The organism is Nocardioides sp. (genome assembly GCF_024509035.1).
In the GTDB taxonomy this organism is placed as follows: domain Bacteria; phylum Actinomycetota; class Actinomycetes; order Propionibacteriales; family Nocardioidaceae; genus Nocardioides.
The window spans coordinates 1-16,377 of the sequence record NZ_JANINT010000008.1; the positions used below are offsets into that span (position 1 = coordinate 1).

At 70.5% G+C, this 16,377-nt stretch carries 19 protein-coding genes; 2 read left to right on the forward strand and 17 right to left on the reverse strand.

The window, feature by feature from the left end; genetic code table 11:
- Window positions 1–242: 242 nt before the first annotated feature.
- From Q0L15_RS00510 to Q0L15_RS00585, 16 genes are all read right to left on the reverse strand, one after another.
- Window positions 243–569 (reverse strand): hypothetical protein, encoded by a 327-nt coding sequence (locus Q0L15_RS00510; RefSeq protein ID WP_296601462.1) that lies wholly within the window; start codon window positions 567–569, stop codon window positions 243–245.
- Between the two features lie 69 nt (window positions 570–638).
- Window positions 639–1,136: a PPOX class F420-dependent oxidoreductase gene (locus Q0L15_RS00515; protein ID WP_296601463.1), complete on the reverse strand. Its 498-nt coding sequence runs from the start codon at window positions 1,134–1,136 to the stop codon at window positions 639–641.
- A 10-nt stretch (window positions 1,137–1,146) separates the two neighbouring features.
- Complete coding sequence (locus Q0L15_RS00520) at window positions 1,147–1,911, reverse strand: glucose 1-dehydrogenase (RefSeq protein WP_296601464.1); 765 nt, start codon at window positions 1,909–1,911, stop codon at window positions 1,147–1,149.
- Window positions 1,908–2,804: a 3-oxoacyl-ACP reductase gene (locus tag Q0L15_RS00525; protein WP_296601465.1), complete on the reverse strand. Its 897-nt coding sequence runs from the start codon at window positions 2,802–2,804 to the stop codon at window positions 1,908–1,910. Before Q0L15_RS00525 ends, Q0L15_RS00520 begins: the two co-directional genes overlap by 4 nt.
- 2 nt (window positions 2,805–2,806) lie before the next feature.
- On the reverse strand, window positions 2,807–2,998 hold the full coding sequence (locus Q0L15_RS00530) for a ferredoxin (RefSeq protein WP_296601466.1): 192 nt from the start codon (window positions 2,996–2,998) through the stop codon (window positions 2,807–2,809).
- Window positions 2,999–3,004: 6 nt separating this feature from the next.
- Window positions 3,005–3,985 carry an NAD(P)/FAD-dependent oxidoreductase gene (locus Q0L15_RS00535; RefSeq protein WP_296601467.1) on the reverse strand — a complete coding sequence of 327 codons (981 nt, stop codon included), beginning with the start codon at window positions 3,983–3,985 and terminating at the stop codon, window positions 3,005–3,007.
- Window positions 3,986–4,048: 63 nt separating this feature from the next.
- Window positions 4,049–4,855, reverse strand: coding sequence for a hypothetical protein (locus tag Q0L15_RS00540; RefSeq protein WP_296601468.1), 807 nt, complete (start codon window positions 4,853–4,855; stop codon window positions 4,049–4,051).
- Window positions 4,855–5,388 carry a hypothetical protein gene (locus Q0L15_RS00545; RefSeq protein WP_296601470.1) on the reverse strand — a complete coding sequence of 178 codons (534 nt, stop codon included), beginning with the start codon at window positions 5,386–5,388 and terminating at the stop codon, window positions 4,855–4,857. Before Q0L15_RS00545 ends, Q0L15_RS00540 begins: the two co-directional genes overlap by 1 nt.
- Entirely contained in the window at window positions 5,385–6,653 is a 1,269-nt protein-coding gene (locus tag Q0L15_RS00550; RefSeq protein ID WP_296601472.1) for an MlaD family protein, read from the reverse strand. The genes Q0L15_RS00545 and Q0L15_RS00550 overlap by 4 nt, the downstream gene beginning before the upstream one ends.
- On the reverse strand, window positions 6,650–7,990 hold the full coding sequence (locus Q0L15_RS00555; protein ID WP_296601473.1) for an MCE family protein: 1,341 nt from the start codon (window positions 7,988–7,990) through the stop codon (window positions 6,650–6,652). Before Q0L15_RS00555 ends, Q0L15_RS00550 begins: the two co-directional genes overlap by 4 nt.
- A complete protein-coding gene (locus Q0L15_RS00560) occupies window positions 7,987–9,195 on the reverse strand; it encodes an MCE family protein (RefSeq protein ID WP_296601475.1) in 1,209 nt (402 codons plus the stop codon). Before Q0L15_RS00560 ends, Q0L15_RS00555 begins: the two co-directional genes overlap by 4 nt.
- Window positions 9,195–10,193: an MlaD family protein gene (locus tag Q0L15_RS00565; protein ID WP_296601477.1), complete on the reverse strand. Its 999-nt coding sequence runs from the start codon at window positions 10,191–10,193 to the stop codon at window positions 9,195–9,197. Before Q0L15_RS00565 ends, Q0L15_RS00560 begins: the two co-directional genes overlap by 1 nt.
- On the reverse strand, window positions 10,190–11,275 hold the full coding sequence (locus Q0L15_RS00570; protein WP_296601479.1) for an MCE family protein: 1,086 nt from the start codon (window positions 11,273–11,275) through the stop codon (window positions 10,190–10,192). The genes Q0L15_RS00565 and Q0L15_RS00570 overlap by 4 nt, the downstream gene beginning before the upstream one ends.
- Window positions 11,272–12,585 (reverse strand): MCE family protein, encoded by a 1,314-nt coding sequence (locus Q0L15_RS00575; RefSeq protein WP_296601481.1) that lies wholly within the window; start codon window positions 12,583–12,585, stop codon window positions 11,272–11,274. The genes Q0L15_RS00570 and Q0L15_RS00575 overlap by 4 nt, the downstream gene beginning before the upstream one ends.
- A 9-nt stretch (window positions 12,586–12,594) precedes the next feature.
- Window positions 12,595–13,446, reverse strand: a complete 852-nt coding sequence (locus Q0L15_RS00580) for an ABC transporter permease (RefSeq protein WP_296601482.1) — start codon at window positions 13,444–13,446, stop codon at window positions 12,595–12,597.
- A gap of 9 nt (window positions 13,447–13,455) precedes the next feature.
- A complete protein-coding gene (locus tag Q0L15_RS00585) occupies window positions 13,456–14,178 on the reverse strand; it encodes an ABC transporter permease (protein ID WP_296601483.1) in 723 nt (240 codons plus the stop codon).
- 230 nt (window positions 14,179–14,408) lie between these two features.
- Here Q0L15_RS00585 and Q0L15_RS00590 point away from each other — a divergent pair, with 230 nt between their 5' ends.
- Window positions 14,409–14,966, forward strand: a complete 558-nt coding sequence (locus tag Q0L15_RS00590; RefSeq protein WP_296601485.1) for a DUF1707 domain-containing protein — start codon at window positions 14,409–14,411, stop codon at window positions 14,964–14,966.
- On the forward strand, window positions 14,963–15,637 hold the full coding sequence (locus Q0L15_RS00595) for a potassium channel family protein (protein ID WP_296601486.1): 675 nt from the start codon (window positions 14,963–14,965) through the stop codon (window positions 15,635–15,637). Before Q0L15_RS00590 ends, Q0L15_RS00595 begins: the two co-directional genes overlap by 4 nt.
- Window positions 15,638–15,641: 4 nt before the next feature.
- Here Q0L15_RS00595 and Q0L15_RS00600 read toward each other — a convergent pair whose 3' ends face one another.
- Window positions 15,642–16,346, reverse strand: coding sequence for a response regulator transcription factor (locus Q0L15_RS00600; RefSeq protein WP_296601487.1), 705 nt, complete (start codon window positions 16,344–16,346; stop codon window positions 15,642–15,644).
- Window positions 16,347–16,377: the final 31 nt, after the last annotated feature.

Here is a 16,377-nt window from a genome sequence, read left to right on the forward strand (position 1 = left end):
GGAGGAATCCCGGGTCTGCAACGACGACCACAGCACAGCAACCCACCACGATCCGCCACCCGACGGCGGACGGTGACCACCCTCGGGTGACCACAGCGAACGGCGACCACGCTCCCTCGTTCCTCAGCAACGACGAGCCGGGCGTGCCCGCAGGCCGACGGACATCTCAGCGCCGTGCGCGGGCTGCGGGGGTCTCGACAAGCTGTGACAAGGCTGGGGGGCTTGACGAGCTCGACCAACAGCTAGTCGATGCACTGGCTCCAGGCGCCGGCGGACCAGCCGCCGTCGGCGGTGCGCCAGACCTCGAGCTGGACCACCCGGCGGCCCTGGGCGTTGAGCAGGTCCACGACGCGCACGACGTCCTCGTCGCCCACGCCGATGTCGGTGCCTCGGTGCTGCACCCGCGCCGACGCCGTCCGGGCCCACTCCTCCGAGGCCAGGAGCTTGGTCTTCAGCTCCGCCCATGTCGGCGCCATGGTGACCCCGCTGTAGTGGCTCTCGCAGTCACCGCCACCGCCGGTGCCGGGCTCGGTGCTCGAGCAGCCGGCGACCAGCACACACCCGGCCACGATCGGACCCAACGCCAGCCACCGCATCACGGCGGTTGGACGACGCGTGCGCGCGACAGGTTCCGCGGCCTACTCCAGGAACGCAGCCGTGGTGCCGCCGAGCTCCATGGCGGGCAGGCCGAGCTTGCGGTGGTCCCAGGAGCGCACCCGCTGCGGGTCGAGGCGGACGACGACCCGGTTGTGGGCCATGAACTCCACGAGCGGCTTCATCTCTTCGGAGTACGGGCCGTTGTAGCGCTCGAAGAGGTTCACGCACACGTCCCAGACGACCGACTCGTCCTCGATCACCTCGGCGGTGCCCTCGATGGCCACGCCGCGCAGCTGGTCGTAGGTGTGGCCGGCCTCGACGAGGAAGCTGCAGCGCGGGTCGCGGCGCAGGTTGACCGTCTTCTGCGCCTTGCGCTTGGTCTCGAACCAGATGTGGTCGTCCTTGACGGCGTACCACATGCCGACGAGGTGGATCTGGCCCTGCGGACCGAACGTGCCGAGCGTGCACGAGCGCTGCTGGTGGAGGAACTCCTCCTGCTCCTCGGGAGTCATCACGACCTGGGAGCGCTGGTTGGCCATGCCGGGGACCTTAGCCGCCGAAGGCGTGCGTCGCCGTGACGCCGCCGTCGATCGAGATCTCGGCGCCGTTGATGTACGACGACTCGTCGCTGGCCAGGAACACGTACAGCGGCGCGACGTCCTCGGGGTGGCCGACGCGGCGCAGCGGGACCTTGGAGGCGCCGTACTCCATCGCGGCGTCGCCGCCGTGCACCCGCGTCATGGGGGTGTCGATCATGCCCGGGTGCACGGAGTTGACCCGGATGCCCTTGGGCCCGAGCTCCATCGCCGCGCACTTGGTCATGCCGCGGATCGCCCACTTGGTGGCGGCGTAGGCCGTGCAGCCGGGCATGCCGGCCAGGCCCTCGACCGAGGAGGCGTTGATGATCGAGCCGCCGCCGTTCTTGCGCATCGTGTAGGTCACGGCGTTCATGCCGAGGAAGCAGCCGAGCTGGTTGACCCGCCACAGCAGCTCGACCTCGTCGACGGCCATCTTCTCGATCTCGCCGAACCGCAGGATGCCGGCGTTGTTGGCCAGCACGCTGACCGGCCCGAAGCGGGCGTTGGTGTCCTCGACGAGCGTCGTCCAGGAAGCCTGGTCGCTGACGTCGTGGTGGGCGAAGTGCGCCGCGTCACCCAACGCATCCGCGAGCTCCTGACCGGCGTCCTTGGCGACGTCGGCGATGACCACGCGGGCGCCCTGCTCGACGAAGGCGCGGCTGATGCCCGCGCCCTGCCCCATCGCGCCGCCCGTGACGATCGCGACCTTGCCCTCGAGCCTCCCGGTCGCCGTCATGCCTGCAGCCTCATGATCGAGTCGGCCGCGAAGCCGACGGAGGGGTCGCGACCCTCGAAGTAGCCGCCGAGCTGCTTGTCGAGGTCGTCGAGGGTCCACAGCGTGCCGGACGTGTCGAAGCGCTGCTCGACGACCGGCGCCGCCACCAGGGCGACCATGCCGCCGTAGACGACGAACACCTGCCCGGTGATGTTGGCCGCCGCGGGCGAGGCGAGGTAGGCGACGACGGGGGCGACGTGCTCGGGTGAATAGGGGTCGACCTCGAGCCCGGAGGTGTCCTCACCGAAGACCTGGGCGGTCATCGCGGTGCGGGCGCGCGGACAGATGGCGTTGGCGCGTACGCCGCTGCTCGCCATCGCCCGCGCCGTCGAGACGGTCAGGGCGGCGATGCCGGCCTTGGCCGCGCCGTAGTTGGCCTGTCCCGGCGGCCCGGAGAGGAACGCCTCGGAGGCGGTGTTGACGACGCTGGCGCCCACCGGGGCGCCGGTCTCCTTCGCCTTCGCCCGCCAGTAGGCCGCCGCGTTGCGGGAGAGCAGGAAGTGGCCGCGCAGGTGGATGTGGATCACCTGGTCCCACTCCTCGTCGGACATGTTGAACAGCATCCGGTCGCGGGTGATGCCGGCGTTGTTGACCACGATGTCGAGGCCGCCGAAGCCGTCGACGGCGGCGGCGACCATGGCGTCGGCCGTGGCTCGCTCCCCCACGTCACCGGCGACGATGCTCGCCTCACCACCGCGCGAGCGGATCTCCTCGGCGGCCTCGTCGGCACCGCCGGGCAGGTCGTTCAGCACGACGCGGGCGCCGGCGTCGGCCAGCGCGAGCGCCTCGGCGCGGCCGAGACCCGCTCCGGCGCCGGTGACGATCGCGACCTTGCCGTCGAGAGAGAGGCTCACGCTCAGTCCTCCAGGGAGATCGCGGCACGCGGGCAGGCAGCCACGGCGCGCTTGACCGCGTCGATGTTCTCGGGCGTGGTCTCCTCGGTCTTCAGCTGGAGGAAGTCGTCGTCGTCCAGCTCGAACACGTCGGGTGCGAGCGCCTCGCACAGCGCGTTGGACTCGCACAGGTCGAAGTCGACCTTGATCTTCATCTCTTCTCAGCTTCCTTCGCTCGAGTGGCCGGGGAACACGTGGGCGCTGGGGTCGATCACGACCGCGGCGTTGTTGACGGCCGTGGCCGCCTCGCCGAAGCCGACCGCGATCAGCCGGACCTTGCCGGGGTACTCGGTGATGTCGCCGGCCGCGAAGACGCGGGCCAGGTTGGTGCGCATCGAGGGGTCGACGAGGATGTGGCGCTTCTCGACCTCCAGGCCCCACTGCTGGATCGGCCCGAGATCGGCGACGAAGCCGAGGGCGGCGACCAGAGCCTGCGCGGGCCGGGTGGTCGTCTCGCCGTCGACGGTGATGTCGACCTCCTCGAGCACCCCGTTGCCCCGCAGGGCCGACACCTCGGCGCGGGTGATGATCTCGACCGACGAGGCCTGGACGGCGTCGACCGTGCGCTGGTGCGCGCGGAACGCGTCGCGGCGGTGGACGAGCGCCACCGACCGGGCGACCGGCTCGAGGTGCAGCGCCCAGTCGAACGCGCTGTCGCCGCCGCCGACGATGACGACGTCCTTGCCGGCGTAGGGAGCGAAGCTCGGGACGAAGAACTCCATGCCGCGGCCGACCCAGCCCTCACCGGCGGGCAGCGGACGCGGGCTGAACTTGCCGATGCCAGCGGTGATCAGCACCGCCTTGGCCCGGACCTGCGTGCCGTCGTCGAGCCCCACGACGACGCAGTCCTCGTCGTGCTGGAGCGTGGTGGCGGTGCGGTCGAGGAGGTAGTCGGGCTTGGCGGTCGCGGCCTGCGCGACCAGCCCCTCGACGAGCTCGCGGCCCTTGACGGAGGGGAAGCCGGCGACGTCGAGGATCTGCTTCTCGGGGTACATCGCGGTGATCTGACCGCCGAGCTCGGGCAGCGAGTCGACGACCGCGACCCGGAAGCCACGGAAGCCGGCGTAGTAGGTGGCGAACAGGCCGGTCGGACCGGCACCGATCACGAGGAGGTCGACGTCGACGACGTTGTCAGTGGACACGCGGCGATCCTTCTCCTCTCGGGGGCCCGGCTCAACTATAACGTGTTCTAGTTTCGCGGAACCCTACTGCGTCTCGATGTTCGACACCAGCCATCCCTGGTCGGTGTGGACGACCGTCACGAGAGCGCGGTACTGGCGGTAGTCGGTGCGCGGCTGGCCGTTCTCGGTCTTCTCGACGTACTGGTCGAGGAACAGCAGCGCCTTGACCTGGGCCGGCGTGGCCTGGACGACACCCTGGCCGACCGCCTTGACCTGCAGGGTGGTCTTGCTCGCGACGAACCTGTCGCGGATCCCCTCGGAGGTGTCGCGGTACTGCTCGGCGAACGCGTCGGTCATCTTCGCGGTCGCCTGCTCGACCTGGTCGTCGTAGTTCTCGTAGCTCGTCGAGAGGATCTCCTCGGTCGACCGGGCCGCGGCCTCCACCGCCGCGCGGTGGGTCAGCTCGCCGGTGACCACCGGGCGCGCCGCCGAGACCGTCGGCGTGTGGTCGCGCACCAGGTAGAAGACCTCACCGGCGGCGACGAGGGCCAGCACGACGACGGCGACGAGCAGCGTGATCGTCGTACGGCGGCCGCCGAGCTCGCCGACGCCGCGAGGGACGCGGGGGCGGCGGGGGCGGCGCCCTGACTTCGCCTTGGGCTCGGCTGCGGGAGTCTCGACGGGCTCGACCTGCGGATCGGCCGCAGGGGTCTCGACAGGCTCGGCCCGCGGGTCGGCGGCGGGGGTCTCGCCAGGCCCGACCACCGATCGGGCGATCTTGCGCGGCCGCCCGGTCGGGTTGCGGGAACCGACGACGGGGCGCTTCTTGCCGGGCGTGCCCGGGACCCCAGCGTTCCGAGGGTTCTGCGGGTTCTGCGGGTTCTCTGCCATCAGCCCACGAACTCCAGGTCTGCGGTCTTCCACGCGCCGTCGACCTTCTGGAGGTCGAGCTTGAGGCGGAAGTAGCGGGCGATCGGCTTGTTGTCGCTGGCGACGTTGGCCACCGTGCCGGTGGTCGCGACGAGGACCGTGGCGCTGTCGGCGTCGACGGCGACGACACCGGCCCACAGCACCTTGCCGTCCATCACGGACTTGTTGCGCTCGAGCTCGTCGATGACGGCGGAGGTCGCGGTGTCATATTGCTGGGCGAACTTGCCGGTCGCGCCCGCGGCGACGGCCTCGATGCTCTCCTGGGCCTTCTTGTAGTCGATGTTGATGAGCGCCTCCACCTCGGTGCGGGCCGAGGCGAGCACGTCGCCGTAGCGCTCCTGCTCCCCCGCCGCCCGGTCGCGGTCGCGGCGCTCCTGGACCACCAGCACGCCGCCGAAGACCGCCCCGCACGCCAGCAGCAGCGCCAGGACGTACAAGACGATGTTCAGGCGGACGCGCGTGCCCGGCGCCGCATCGGCCTCGGAGGAGGTCAACGGTCGGTCACCGGCCCCACCAGCAGCCACTTCCACGCGTCCCCTCCCAGGATCGACAGGTTGCCCTGATCGACGAAGCGTACGGGTTCGCCGCGGCGCCCGACGGCACCCGACACGAATCCGGTGGTCGGGTCGTAGGACGAGCGGTAGACCCGCCCCGGCGAGGGGTTGGCGGCGGTGCCCGGCGAGTACTTCGGGCCGCGCATGACGTACGGCGCTCCGCTCTCGCACTTCGCCGGGAAGATCGGTGCGTCGGTGAGGTCGCGCGTCGAGCGCCACTGGCTCGGCGGCTTGAAGCCCTTGGTGCACGGCGGCACCCGGTAGTCGAGCTGCATGTTGACGTGTCCGTAGCCGTCGGGCGGGGTGCCGGTGAAGCCCGACGAGATCACGCGGGGGTAGGTGACCAGCAGCTGCTCGAGCCCGTTGAGGTTCGCGACGACCACCTGGTTGACGCTGACGGCGTTGCCGAGCAGCACGGGCAGCGTGGGCTGCAGCTCCTTCAGCAGGGAGTCGAGCTCGCGGGCGGTGCCGGGCGTGCCGTCGAGGACGGCCTCGAGGTCCTTGTCGCTGGCGGCCAGGGCGTCGGTGATGCCCCGCAGGTCGCGAGCGAGGCTGCGGATGTTCTCGCCCTCGGCCTGCTGGGTGGAGAGCACCCGCTTGCCCTGGTCGAGGAGCCGGATCGTGTCATCGGTGTGGGCGGAGGCCTCGCGGATGAACTCGGTGCCGCCGTCGAGCATCCGCTGGAGCGGACGGCCCGTGTCGGCGAACATCGTGCCGAGCTCGGCCACGACCGTGGTCAGGTGGTCCTGGTCGACGGAGGACACGAAGTGGTCGAGCTCGACGAGCAGGTCGCCCTCGTCGACGGGCAACGAGGCCTCGTCGCCGTGGAAGGTGTCGCCCGCCTCGGCGTACGGGCCCTTGTCGTCGGGCGGCTCGAAGTCGAGGTACTGCTCCCCCACCGCCGAGAGGTTGTGGACGAACATCGGCGAGTCCGCGGGGAGCTCGGTGCCGTCCTCGAGCGCCAGGTCCAGCGTCACCCCCTCCTGGGTGGCGGTCATCGTCGAGACCTTGCCGATCTTGACGCCGCGGTAGGTCACCTCACTGCCCTCGAAGAGGCCGCCGGACGTCGGCAGCGTCGCGTGCACCGTGATGCCGCGGCCGAGCACCCGGTCGACCAGCCCGAGGTAGCTGCCGGCGATGTAGACGATGCCGACCGCGCTGAGCACGAGGAACGCCGCGATCCGGACCTTGATGCCGTGGCTCATCCGAGACCTCCGTAGAGCCCGGCGTCGCTCGGTGCCGCGCTGGGCGTGTCGTCGGTGAGCGCCCGGCCGAGGAGGGGGCCGAGGACGTCCGGCAGACCGGGCAGACCGGGCAGGTCCGGCAGCCCGCCGTCACCCGGGATCAGCTCGACGAGCGTGCAGACCGGGTTGCCGTCGTACTTCTTCTTCTTGCACTCCTTCTTCAGCTGCTTGACCAGGTCGAGCGAGGCCAGGACGTCCTGGCACGGCTTGCTGCGCAGGTCGCCGCTGGCCAGGCACTTCCCGACCTTGCCGAGGGTCTCGATCGGGTCCGGGACGATCGGCGGCAGACCGCCGCCGTCCTGGCCGTTGGGGATGAGGTTCTCGAGGTTGATGTCGGCCCGGATCGAGGTGTTGGCGTAGTCGCCCTTGACGATCTCGGACGCCTCCTTGGGGAACGGGAAGCTCAGCAGCAGGTTGAGCCCGGGGGCCAGGTCGTCGCCGGCCTCGTGCAGGCGCTGCAGCACCGGCTGCAGGTGGTCGAGGGAGTCGAGGATGTCCTGCTTGCTCTGCCCGATCACGCGCGTGCCGACCTTGCCGAGCCGGTCGAGCGAGGACAGCATCCGGATCAGCTCGTCGTGCTGGTCGGCGAGCACCTGGACGGCCGGACCGGTGACGTCCAGGGCATCGGTGATCGTGCGCTTCTCGGCATTGAGCGTGGCGGTGAGGTGGTCGAGCGACTCCAGCGCACGGACGATGTCGTCCTTCTGCTCATCGAGGGTCCCGACCACCTCGTCCAACGAGCCCAGCAGGTGTCGCAACCGGTCGGTGCGCCCGTCCATGACGGCGTTGAGCTCGTGGGTGATGGTCCCGAGCTGTCCGACGCCGCCCCCGCTGAGCAGGAACGACAGCGCCCCGAGGACCTCCTCGACCTCCGGGTTGCGGCCGGTGTCGGCCAGCGCGATCGAGTCGCCGTCGGAGAGGCGCCCCGTGGCACCGCTGGCGGGCGGCTCGAGCGAGACGTACTTCTCCCCCAGCAGGCTGACCTGGCGGATGTCGGCCACCGCGTTGTCCGGGAGCACGACGTCGTCCTTGATCCGCAGGGTGATCGCGGCGTGCCAGCCCACCCGCTTCACGGCGGTCACCTCACCGACCGTGACGTCGTCGACCATCACCGGTGAGCGGGGGACGACGTTGAGGATGTCCTGGAACTCCGCGGTCACCTCGAACGAGTGGTCCTCGTCGACCGGTGAGCCCGGCAGCGGCAGGTCGTAGGCGCCGTTGAACTCGCAGGCCCCTGCGCTCAGCGCGAGGGCGGTCAGCAGCGCCGCGGCGCGCGCGATCCGAGGCAGCCGCGTCATGGCCGGCCCCCCATCAGCTCGCCGAGCGAGGCCCCGCCGGCAGCGGCGTACTGCTGGATGCGGTTGAGCTGCGGCTTGCCCGCGCCGGTGCTGGTGCGGCCGGGGCCCGGCGGCACGGTCGGCAGCTGGTTCTCCACGGGCTCGAGGAGCTGCTTGAAGATCTTGCACGCCAGGTCGGCACTTGCGCGCGGCAGTCCGGCCTGCTGCACCACGCCGCACAGGAAACCGTCGGCGTCCCAGACGTTGCCGGTGATGCCGATGCGCGAGCCGATGGTGCCGGTCCGGTTGTTGTAGGCCAGGGCGAGGTTGCCGATGGCGGTCGGCCCGACCCTGAGCGCGGTGTCGAGGCTGTCCTTCTCGGAGCCGAGCGTCTTCACGACCCGTGTCAGCCGCTCCACGGAGCTCACGAGCCGAGCCCGGTTGGCGTGCACGAAGGTCTTGACGGTGCCGACCGCGTCGGCGACCGCGGCCAGGGCGGCCTGGATCTCGGTGCGCTCGTCGGCGAGCTGACCCGACACGCCCGCAAGGTCCTTGATGAACGCGCGGACGAACCGGTCGTTCTCGGCCAGCGTCGTCGTGAACTGAGCGAGCCGGCTGACCGCGTCGAACAGCGGCCCGGAGCCCTCGCCGAACGTCGTCGCCGCCTGCGCGAGGTTGGTGAGCATCTGGTTGCCGAGCTCGCCCCTGCCCTTCAGCGCGTCCGCACCGGCGGCGAGGACGTGGTCGAGCGTGCCGTCCTTGTTGACGCCGTTGGGACCGAGCGCGACCGACAGGTCGCGCAGGCTGGCATAGATGCGGTCGAGCTCCACCGGCACGCCGGTGTCCGCCAGCGGGATGTCCGCGCCGTCGGCCATCAACCGGTCGCCGGACTCGTACGCCGGCGTGAGCTGGACGAACCGGTCGGCCACGAGCGTCGGCGTCACGATCACGGCCTTCGCGTCGGCCGGTACGCGGTACTGGGCGTCGTACCGCATGTCGACGCGCACCGAGTTGCCCTCGGGAGTGACCGCGGTGACCCGGCCGATGTTGACGCCGAGGATCCGCACGTCGGTGCCCTCATAGACGCTGACCGCCCGCGGGAAGTGCGCGGTCAGCGTCCTGGTCTCGGTGTCGTCGCGCAGGAACGCGAAGTACGTCGTGGTCAGCAGCAGGATCGCCAGCGCGACCGCCAGCGTGCGTCCGCTCACGCGGCTCAGGACGCCCATCACTCCCCCTCGATCGTGCCGGGGAGGAACTCGCCCGTGGGGATCGCCGCGATGTTCGAGGCGTAGGCGTCGAACCACGGGCCCGTGCCGATGACGTTGCCCAGGATCGACACGTAGGGGCCGAGCGCCGCCAGCGTGTCCTTGAGCTCCTTGTCCTTGCTGTTGAGCAGGGCGAGCAGGTCGTCGACCTCCTTGAGCGCGGGTCCCATCTGGGCCTGGTTGTCGCGGGCGACTCCGCGCAGCTGGTCGGCGAGGTCGCGGGCGTTGACGAGCAGGAGGTGCACGGCCTGCTTGCGCCGCTTGACCTCCTGGAAGACCAGGTCGCTGTGCTTCATCAGGTCGACGAGGTCCTGGCTGCGGTCGGCGAGCACCTTGCTGACGCTCTGGGAGCTCTTCAGCAGGGTCTGGATCTGGGCGTCGCGGGAGGCGACGGTCTGGGACAGCCGCGAGATGCCGCGCAGGCTCTGCTCGATCTCGGGCGAGGCCTGGTTGGTCGTGTCGGCCACCACGTCGAGCGCCTGCCGGAGCTGATCGGTGTCGATGCGCTCGGTCGTCGTGGTCAGGTCGCCGAACACCCCGACGATGTCGTAGGCCGACTCGGTGCGGTCGCGCGGGATGACGGCGTTCTCCGCGAGCTGGCCCGGCCCGGCCGGCTCGAGGTCGAGGTACTTCTCCCCCAGCAGGTTCAGCACCTCGATCGACGCACGGCTCTCGGTGCCGAACTCCACGCCGTGGTCGACCTCGAAGGTGACCACGACCGTGTTGCTGTCCTCGAGCGCCACGTCCTGCACCCGGCCGACCCGCATGCCGCCGACCTGGACCATGTTGCCGACGTGCAGGCCGCTGGCGTCGCTGAACTCCGCCCGGTAGGTGCTGCCCTTGAACCCCGGGAACTGCGAGAGGTTGAACGCCGCGGCCATCACCAGCAGCATCACGACGATCGTGATCGCGCCCAGTCGCAGGATCCGGGCGTCGGTGTACGTGCGCGAGGAGGTCATGGGGCCGTCGCTCCGTTGCAGCGGGGGGCGGTCGATCGGAAGTCGAGGTGGTTGAGCCGGTCCATCAGCTGGCGCACGCCCGGCAGGGCGCCGAGCCCGGCGGGCAGCGTGATGCGGCCGCTGAACCCGCAGACGTAGTAGCTGTACCAGGAGCCGTAGGTGCCGGTGCGGGTCTGGTCGGTCATCGACTCGGGCAGGCGGTCGAGGAGCTCGACGATGCTGGCGCTGTTCTTCTTCTCGTTGAGCAGCGCGGCGAGCTTGCGCAGCTTGGCGACGTCGGACTTCAGCAGCGGGCGGCCCTGGCGCAGCAGGTCGGCCACGACCACGGTGAGGTCGGAGATGTTCGAGATCGAGGACCCGATCACCGACCGGTCACGGGCCAGGTCGGCCATCCAGTTCTTCAAGCCGACCACGAGGTCGCTCAGCTGGCGGTGCCGCTCGTCGACCGTGGCCAGGGTCTGGCCGAGGTTGTCGACCACCCGGCCGATCAGCTGGTCGCGGTCGGCCAGCGTGTTGGTGAGCGACGCGGTCTTCTGCAAGAGCCCCTGCACGGTCCCGCCCTCGCCCTGCAGGACCTGGACGAGGTTCATGCTCAAGTCGTTGACCTGTTGGGGGTTCAGCGCCTGGAACAACGGTTGGAACCCGTTGAACAGCGTGGTCAGGTCCAGCGCCGGCTTGGTCTGGCTGATCGGGATGGTGCCGCCCGACTCCAGCTGCTCGGCGTCCCGGTCGGCGCCCTCCTCGAGCGCGAGGTAACGGTCGCCGACCAGGTTGAGGAACCGGATCTCGGCGTGGGAAGCCGTCGTGAGCGGCACGTCGGACTTCACCCGGAACGTCACCAACGCCTGGGTGCGGTCGTAGTGCTCGACCTTCTTGACCTCCCCGACGCTGACGCCGGCGACCCGGACGTCGTCGCCCTTCTCGAGCATCGAGGCGCTGCTGAACACCGCGCGGTACGTCGTCCCGCCGCCGAAGCCGATGTTGCCCATGATCGCGGCGAGCAGACCGGTGACCAGGACCGAGACGACCGTGAACACGCCGAGCTTGACGCCGGCGGCGATCGTCGTGCTGTTGCGGCTCATCGGACGTCCACCCCCCGGCGGGCCAGGGGCCCGAACAGCAGCGACCCGAGCGAGCCGAAGCTGTCGGCCGAGCGTCCGGTGCGATCGGCCAGCAGAGCGTTGAGGATCTGCTGCTCCCCCGCGCTGCCGGCGTAGTCGGCGCCCGGTCGACCGAGCCCGAGGCCGAGGAAGTCCGGCACGGGACTGGTCGGCGGGTGCTCGTCCATGTCGCTTCCCTGGTCCAGCGGGGCCGGCGGCGCGGGCACCGGCGGGTCCGGCAGGCCGAGACACCAGGGTCCGTGGCCGACCTCGCCGTACGTCGGCCGGTCGCGCTCGTCATAGGCGCGGTACTGCGGCGCCCCGAACTCCACGTACTGCTTGACCTCGTTGCCCTCGAACGTGCGAGCCAGTCGCGGGGCGTAGCGGGCGGCGCCCTTGAGCAGGCAGGGCAGCTCGGGTGAGTAGACGTCGAGCAGCTTCAGCACCGGCTCGGTGACCTGGCCGACCCGGATCAGGTTCGCGGAGTTCTCGCGCAGCACGGCCGTGGAGGTGTCGGAGAGTCCACGCAGGTCGCTGAAGAACGTCGCGAGCTGCTGCTTCTCGTCGATGACCGTCTGGCCGGTCGTCGTCACGTTGCGCAGCACCCTGAGCAGGTCGGGTGCGGCCGCGTCGTAGGTGTCGGCGACGTCGGCCAGCTTGACCAGGTCGGCGCGCAGCGTGGGCAGGTGCTCGGAGATGCGGCCGAGGTAGGTGTCGAGCTGGTCCATGGTCTCGCCGAGCTGCTCGCCGCGGCCGGCCAGCGCGGTCGCGAGCGCGTTGAGCGTCGCGTTGAGGTCGGCGGGTCGCACCGAGCGCAGCAGCGGGAACAGGTTGGCCAGGATCCGGCTCAGCTCCACGTTGGTCTCGACCCGGTCGGCGGGGATCACGTCGCCGTTGCGCAACGGCGTGCTCGAGGGGTCGTCCGGCAGCACCAGCGACACGAACTTCTGCCCGAACAGCGTCGTGGGCAGGATCTGGACCGAGACGTTCTCGGGGATCCGCTCGGCCTCGTCGGGGTCGAGGGCGACGGTGATCTCCGCCTCGTCCCCGCTCTGGGAGATCTTGCGGACCTGGCCGACGAGCGCGCCGTGGAGCCGGACGTCACCGAACTTCGCCAGCTGGAGGCCTGCGCGGTCGGCCTTGATGCGCACGGTGGTGACGTCGGCGAACACCTTGCCGTAGATCGCGATCGAGAGCCCGATGAGCATCGCGATCACGGTCAGGAAGGCGACGCCCGCGAGCAGCAGCCGCCGGTGCTCCCGGGGGCTGTCGTGGTAGATGTTCACTAGCATCGCGGCGGCCTACCCCGTGATCCTGACGGTGGTGGTCGAGCCCCAGATCGCGAAGCTGAGGAAGAAGTCGGCGACGACGATCGTCACGATGCTGGTGCGGATCGCGCGGCCCACGGCCGTGCCGACGCCGGCCGGCCCGCCCGAGGCGGTGTAGCCGTAGTAGCAGTGGACCAGGATCACCGCGACGGCCAGGAACAGCAGCTTGAAGAACGACCACAGCATGTCGATGGGTGGCAGGAACTGCAGGAAGTAGTGGTCGTAGGTGCCCGGCGACTGGCCGTAGATGAGCGTGGTGATGAGGCGGGGCGACAGGTACGACGCGGACAGCGCGACGATGTAGAGCGGGATCACCGCGATGAACGCCGCGACCATGCGGGTCGTCACCAGGAACGGCAGCGACGGGATGCCCATCACCTCGAGCGCGTCGATCTCCTCGGAGATCCGCATCGCGCCGAGCCGTGCGGTGTAGCCGCACCCGACCGTGGCCGCCAGTGCGATCGCGGAGATCAGCGGCGCGACCTCCCGGGTGTTGAAGTAGGCGGAGATGAACGCGCTGAACTTCGCGACACCGATCTGGCTCAGCGAGGCGTAGCCCTGGATGCCGACCTCGGTGCCGGCGAAGAACGAGAGGAACGCGATGACCCCGGCGGAGCCGGCGATCAGCGTGAGCCCGCCGGCTCCGAAGGTGACCTCGGCGAGGGTGTTCACGATCTCGCGCGGGTAGCGCTTGATCGCACGCGGCGCCCAGGCCAGGGCCTTGACGTAGAACAGCAGCTGGTCGCCGCGCTGCTCGAGCGCGTCACGCCGGCCCTGGACGAAGGAGCCACCCAGGGCGGTGATCGTGGCGGTGATGTTGGCCATGGCAGCGCCTCAGATCCCCGGTGGCGGGACGACTTGGAAGTAGATCGCGGTGATCACGGCGTTGATGAAGAACAGCAGCATGAACGCGACGATCACCGACTCGTTCACGGCCCGGCCGACACCGCTGGGCCCGCCTCCGGCGTTGAGGCCCTTGTAGGCCCCGACGATCGCGGCCATGCCACCGAAGATGACCGCCTTCACGATCGCGATGTAGAGGTCGGGCAGGCTCGCGAGCGCCGTGAACGAGGAGAGGAAGGCGCCCGCGGAGCCGCCCTGGATGATCACGGTGAAGAAGTAGCCGCCACCGATGCCGGCGCCGATCACGATGCCGATGATCATGAACGCGACGAACATGGTGGCCAGCACCCGCGGCACGACGAGGCGGGCGATCGGGTCGACGCCGAGGACCTCCATCGCGTCGATCTCCTCGCGGATCTTGCGCGCGCCGAGGTCGGAGCAGATCGCCGAGCCGGCCGCGCCGGCGATGATCAGGGCCGCGGCGATGGGCGCCGCCTCGCGCACGGTGGCCAGCACCGCGGTGGCACCGGCGAACGACTGCGCGCCGAGCTGTCCGGTGAGGTTGCCGACCTGGAGCGAGATCACGGCCCCGAACGGGATCGAGACCAGGATCGTCGGCATCAGCGTCACGCTGGTGATGAACCACGCCTGCTCGATGAACTCGCGCAGCTGGAACTTCGTCGTGAAGGCCCGCTTCACGACGTCGGTCGTCATGGCGGCGAGCTCACCGGGTCCCCGGATCACAGACACGGCAGAGAACGCCACGTGCCCACCTCCCCGGAGCTGTCTAGACGGCCGCCACAGAATAGAACGTGTTCTTGTTTCGGGCAACGCGACGCGCTCCCCTGTCTCCCATCCCGGTCAACGACGCACCTGCCCAGGCGTAACGCGCCCGAAACAGTGGCCTGGACCGGAGGGACCCCGTGCGCCCCTACGATGGCCGCGTGGAGCAGGAGGTCTGGTCGTCGTTCACCCACGACCCGCGCCACGCGGAGCACGCCGGTCTGCGTGCCTCCGACGCCGACCGCGACGTGGTCCGCGACGTCCTCGTCGAGGCGTACGCCGACGGGCGGCTGGACCGCGAGGAGTTCGACGCGCGCAGCGCCGCCGCGGCGGCGGCCCGCACCCTCGGCGACCTGCCCGCACTGCTCGAAGGGCTCGTCGCGGCCACCTCGGGAGCGCTCACCCCGCTGGGATCCGACGGCCTTTCGATCCTCACCCCGGTGCAGATCGAGGAGCGGGCGGTCGCGAAGTGGCGCGAGGAGCGGCGCTCGGCCGCGCTCGGGTTCGTGTTCGCCTCGGTGATCACCTGGACGATCTGGGCGGCCGTGATGTTCGGCGGCTTCCCGTGGCCGCTGTTCGTGATGCTCGGCACCGGCATCAACGCGGTCAAGACCGCCGCCTCGCGCGACGAGCTCGTCGCCCGGGAGCGCCGGCGCCTCGAGAAGCGTCAGCGCAAGGCGCTCGGCCTACCGTGGAAGCCCGACGAGGCACAGGAGTGAGGGTCCGCTCCCGGGTCGACGCCGTCGTCGCCCACCCCTCGGGCGTGCTGCTGGGGGCGCAGCTGGTCGCCGTCCTCGCGTACCCGTTCTTCGAGGACACCGCGTGGGGTCGCGCGGTCATCGGGGTCGTCCAGCTCGCGATCGTGCTCATCGCCCTCGGAGCCGTCCGGCGCACGCCCGCGCTCACCTGGGTCGCGGTGCTGTTCGCCGGCCCGGCGATGGTCCTCACCGTCGTCGAGGCGGTCCACCCCCACACCGACGGCGTCGTGCTGGCCTCGGCGCTGTTCCACGCGCCGTTCTACTTCTACGTCTCCTACGCGATGATCCGCTACCTCTTCCACGACGACCGGGTCACCCGCGACGAGCTGTTCGCGACCGGCGCCGCGTTCACGGTCGTGGCCTGGGGGTTCGCCTACCTCTATGCGGCCGCACAGGTCGTCTGGGCGGACTCGTTCGTCGGGGCGGTCGGCACCGGCGACCGCGAGTGGTTCGAGCTGCTGTTCCTCTCGTTCACCACGCTCACCAGCGTCGGCCTCTCCGACGTGGTGCCGATCGGCGAGCACGCGCGGTCGCTGGTGATGATCGAGCAGGTCGCCGGCGTGCTCTACGTCGCGCTCGTCGTGGCCCGGCTCGTCGGCCTCACCGTGTCGCGGCACCGGCCCGAGGCCTGAGCCCTCACTGCGGCGTGAGGGCGTACGCCGTGCCGGCCACCGTGCGGATCCAGTCCGCGCCGGAACCGGCTCGACGCAGCTTGCGGCGCAGGCTCGCGACGTGGACGTCGATGAGGAAGTCGGACTCGATGAAGTCGCCACCCCAGACCGCGGCGACCAGGGCGGCCCGGTCCTGCGGCTCCCCTGGCGCGCGTGCCAGTGCGGCCAGCAGGTCGACCTCGGTGGGCGTCAGCGGCACGGGCTCGCCGTTGAGCATCGCGACGTGCCGCACCGGCACCAGCACCAGACCGCCACCGGCCTGCAGCACGATCTCCTCGGCCTCGGCCCCGTGCGCCGCCGCCATCCGGGGTCGCCGGAGCAGGGCGGCGACCCGCGCGGAGAGCTCCTTGGGCGAGAACGGCTTGGCGAGGTAGTCGTCGGCTCCCAGGTCGAGCGCGAGCAGCCGGTCCACCTCGTCGGTGCGGGTGGTGATCATCATGACGTAGGCGTCGCTGAACTCCCGGAGCCTGCGGCAGACCTCGGTGCCCAGCAGGTCGGGCAGCTGGACGTCCAGCGTGACGAGCTCCGGCTCGATCTCGCGGACCAACCGGACGCCGTCCTCGCCCGTCTCCGCCCCGGCCGGGTCGAGACCGGCGCTGCTGAGCACGTGCTCGATGAGGTCGCGCAGGTCCTCGTCGTCCTCGACCACGACCGCCCGCCGTCCCGACATGGGGCTCCTTTCCGAGATGCCGTCCTCACCG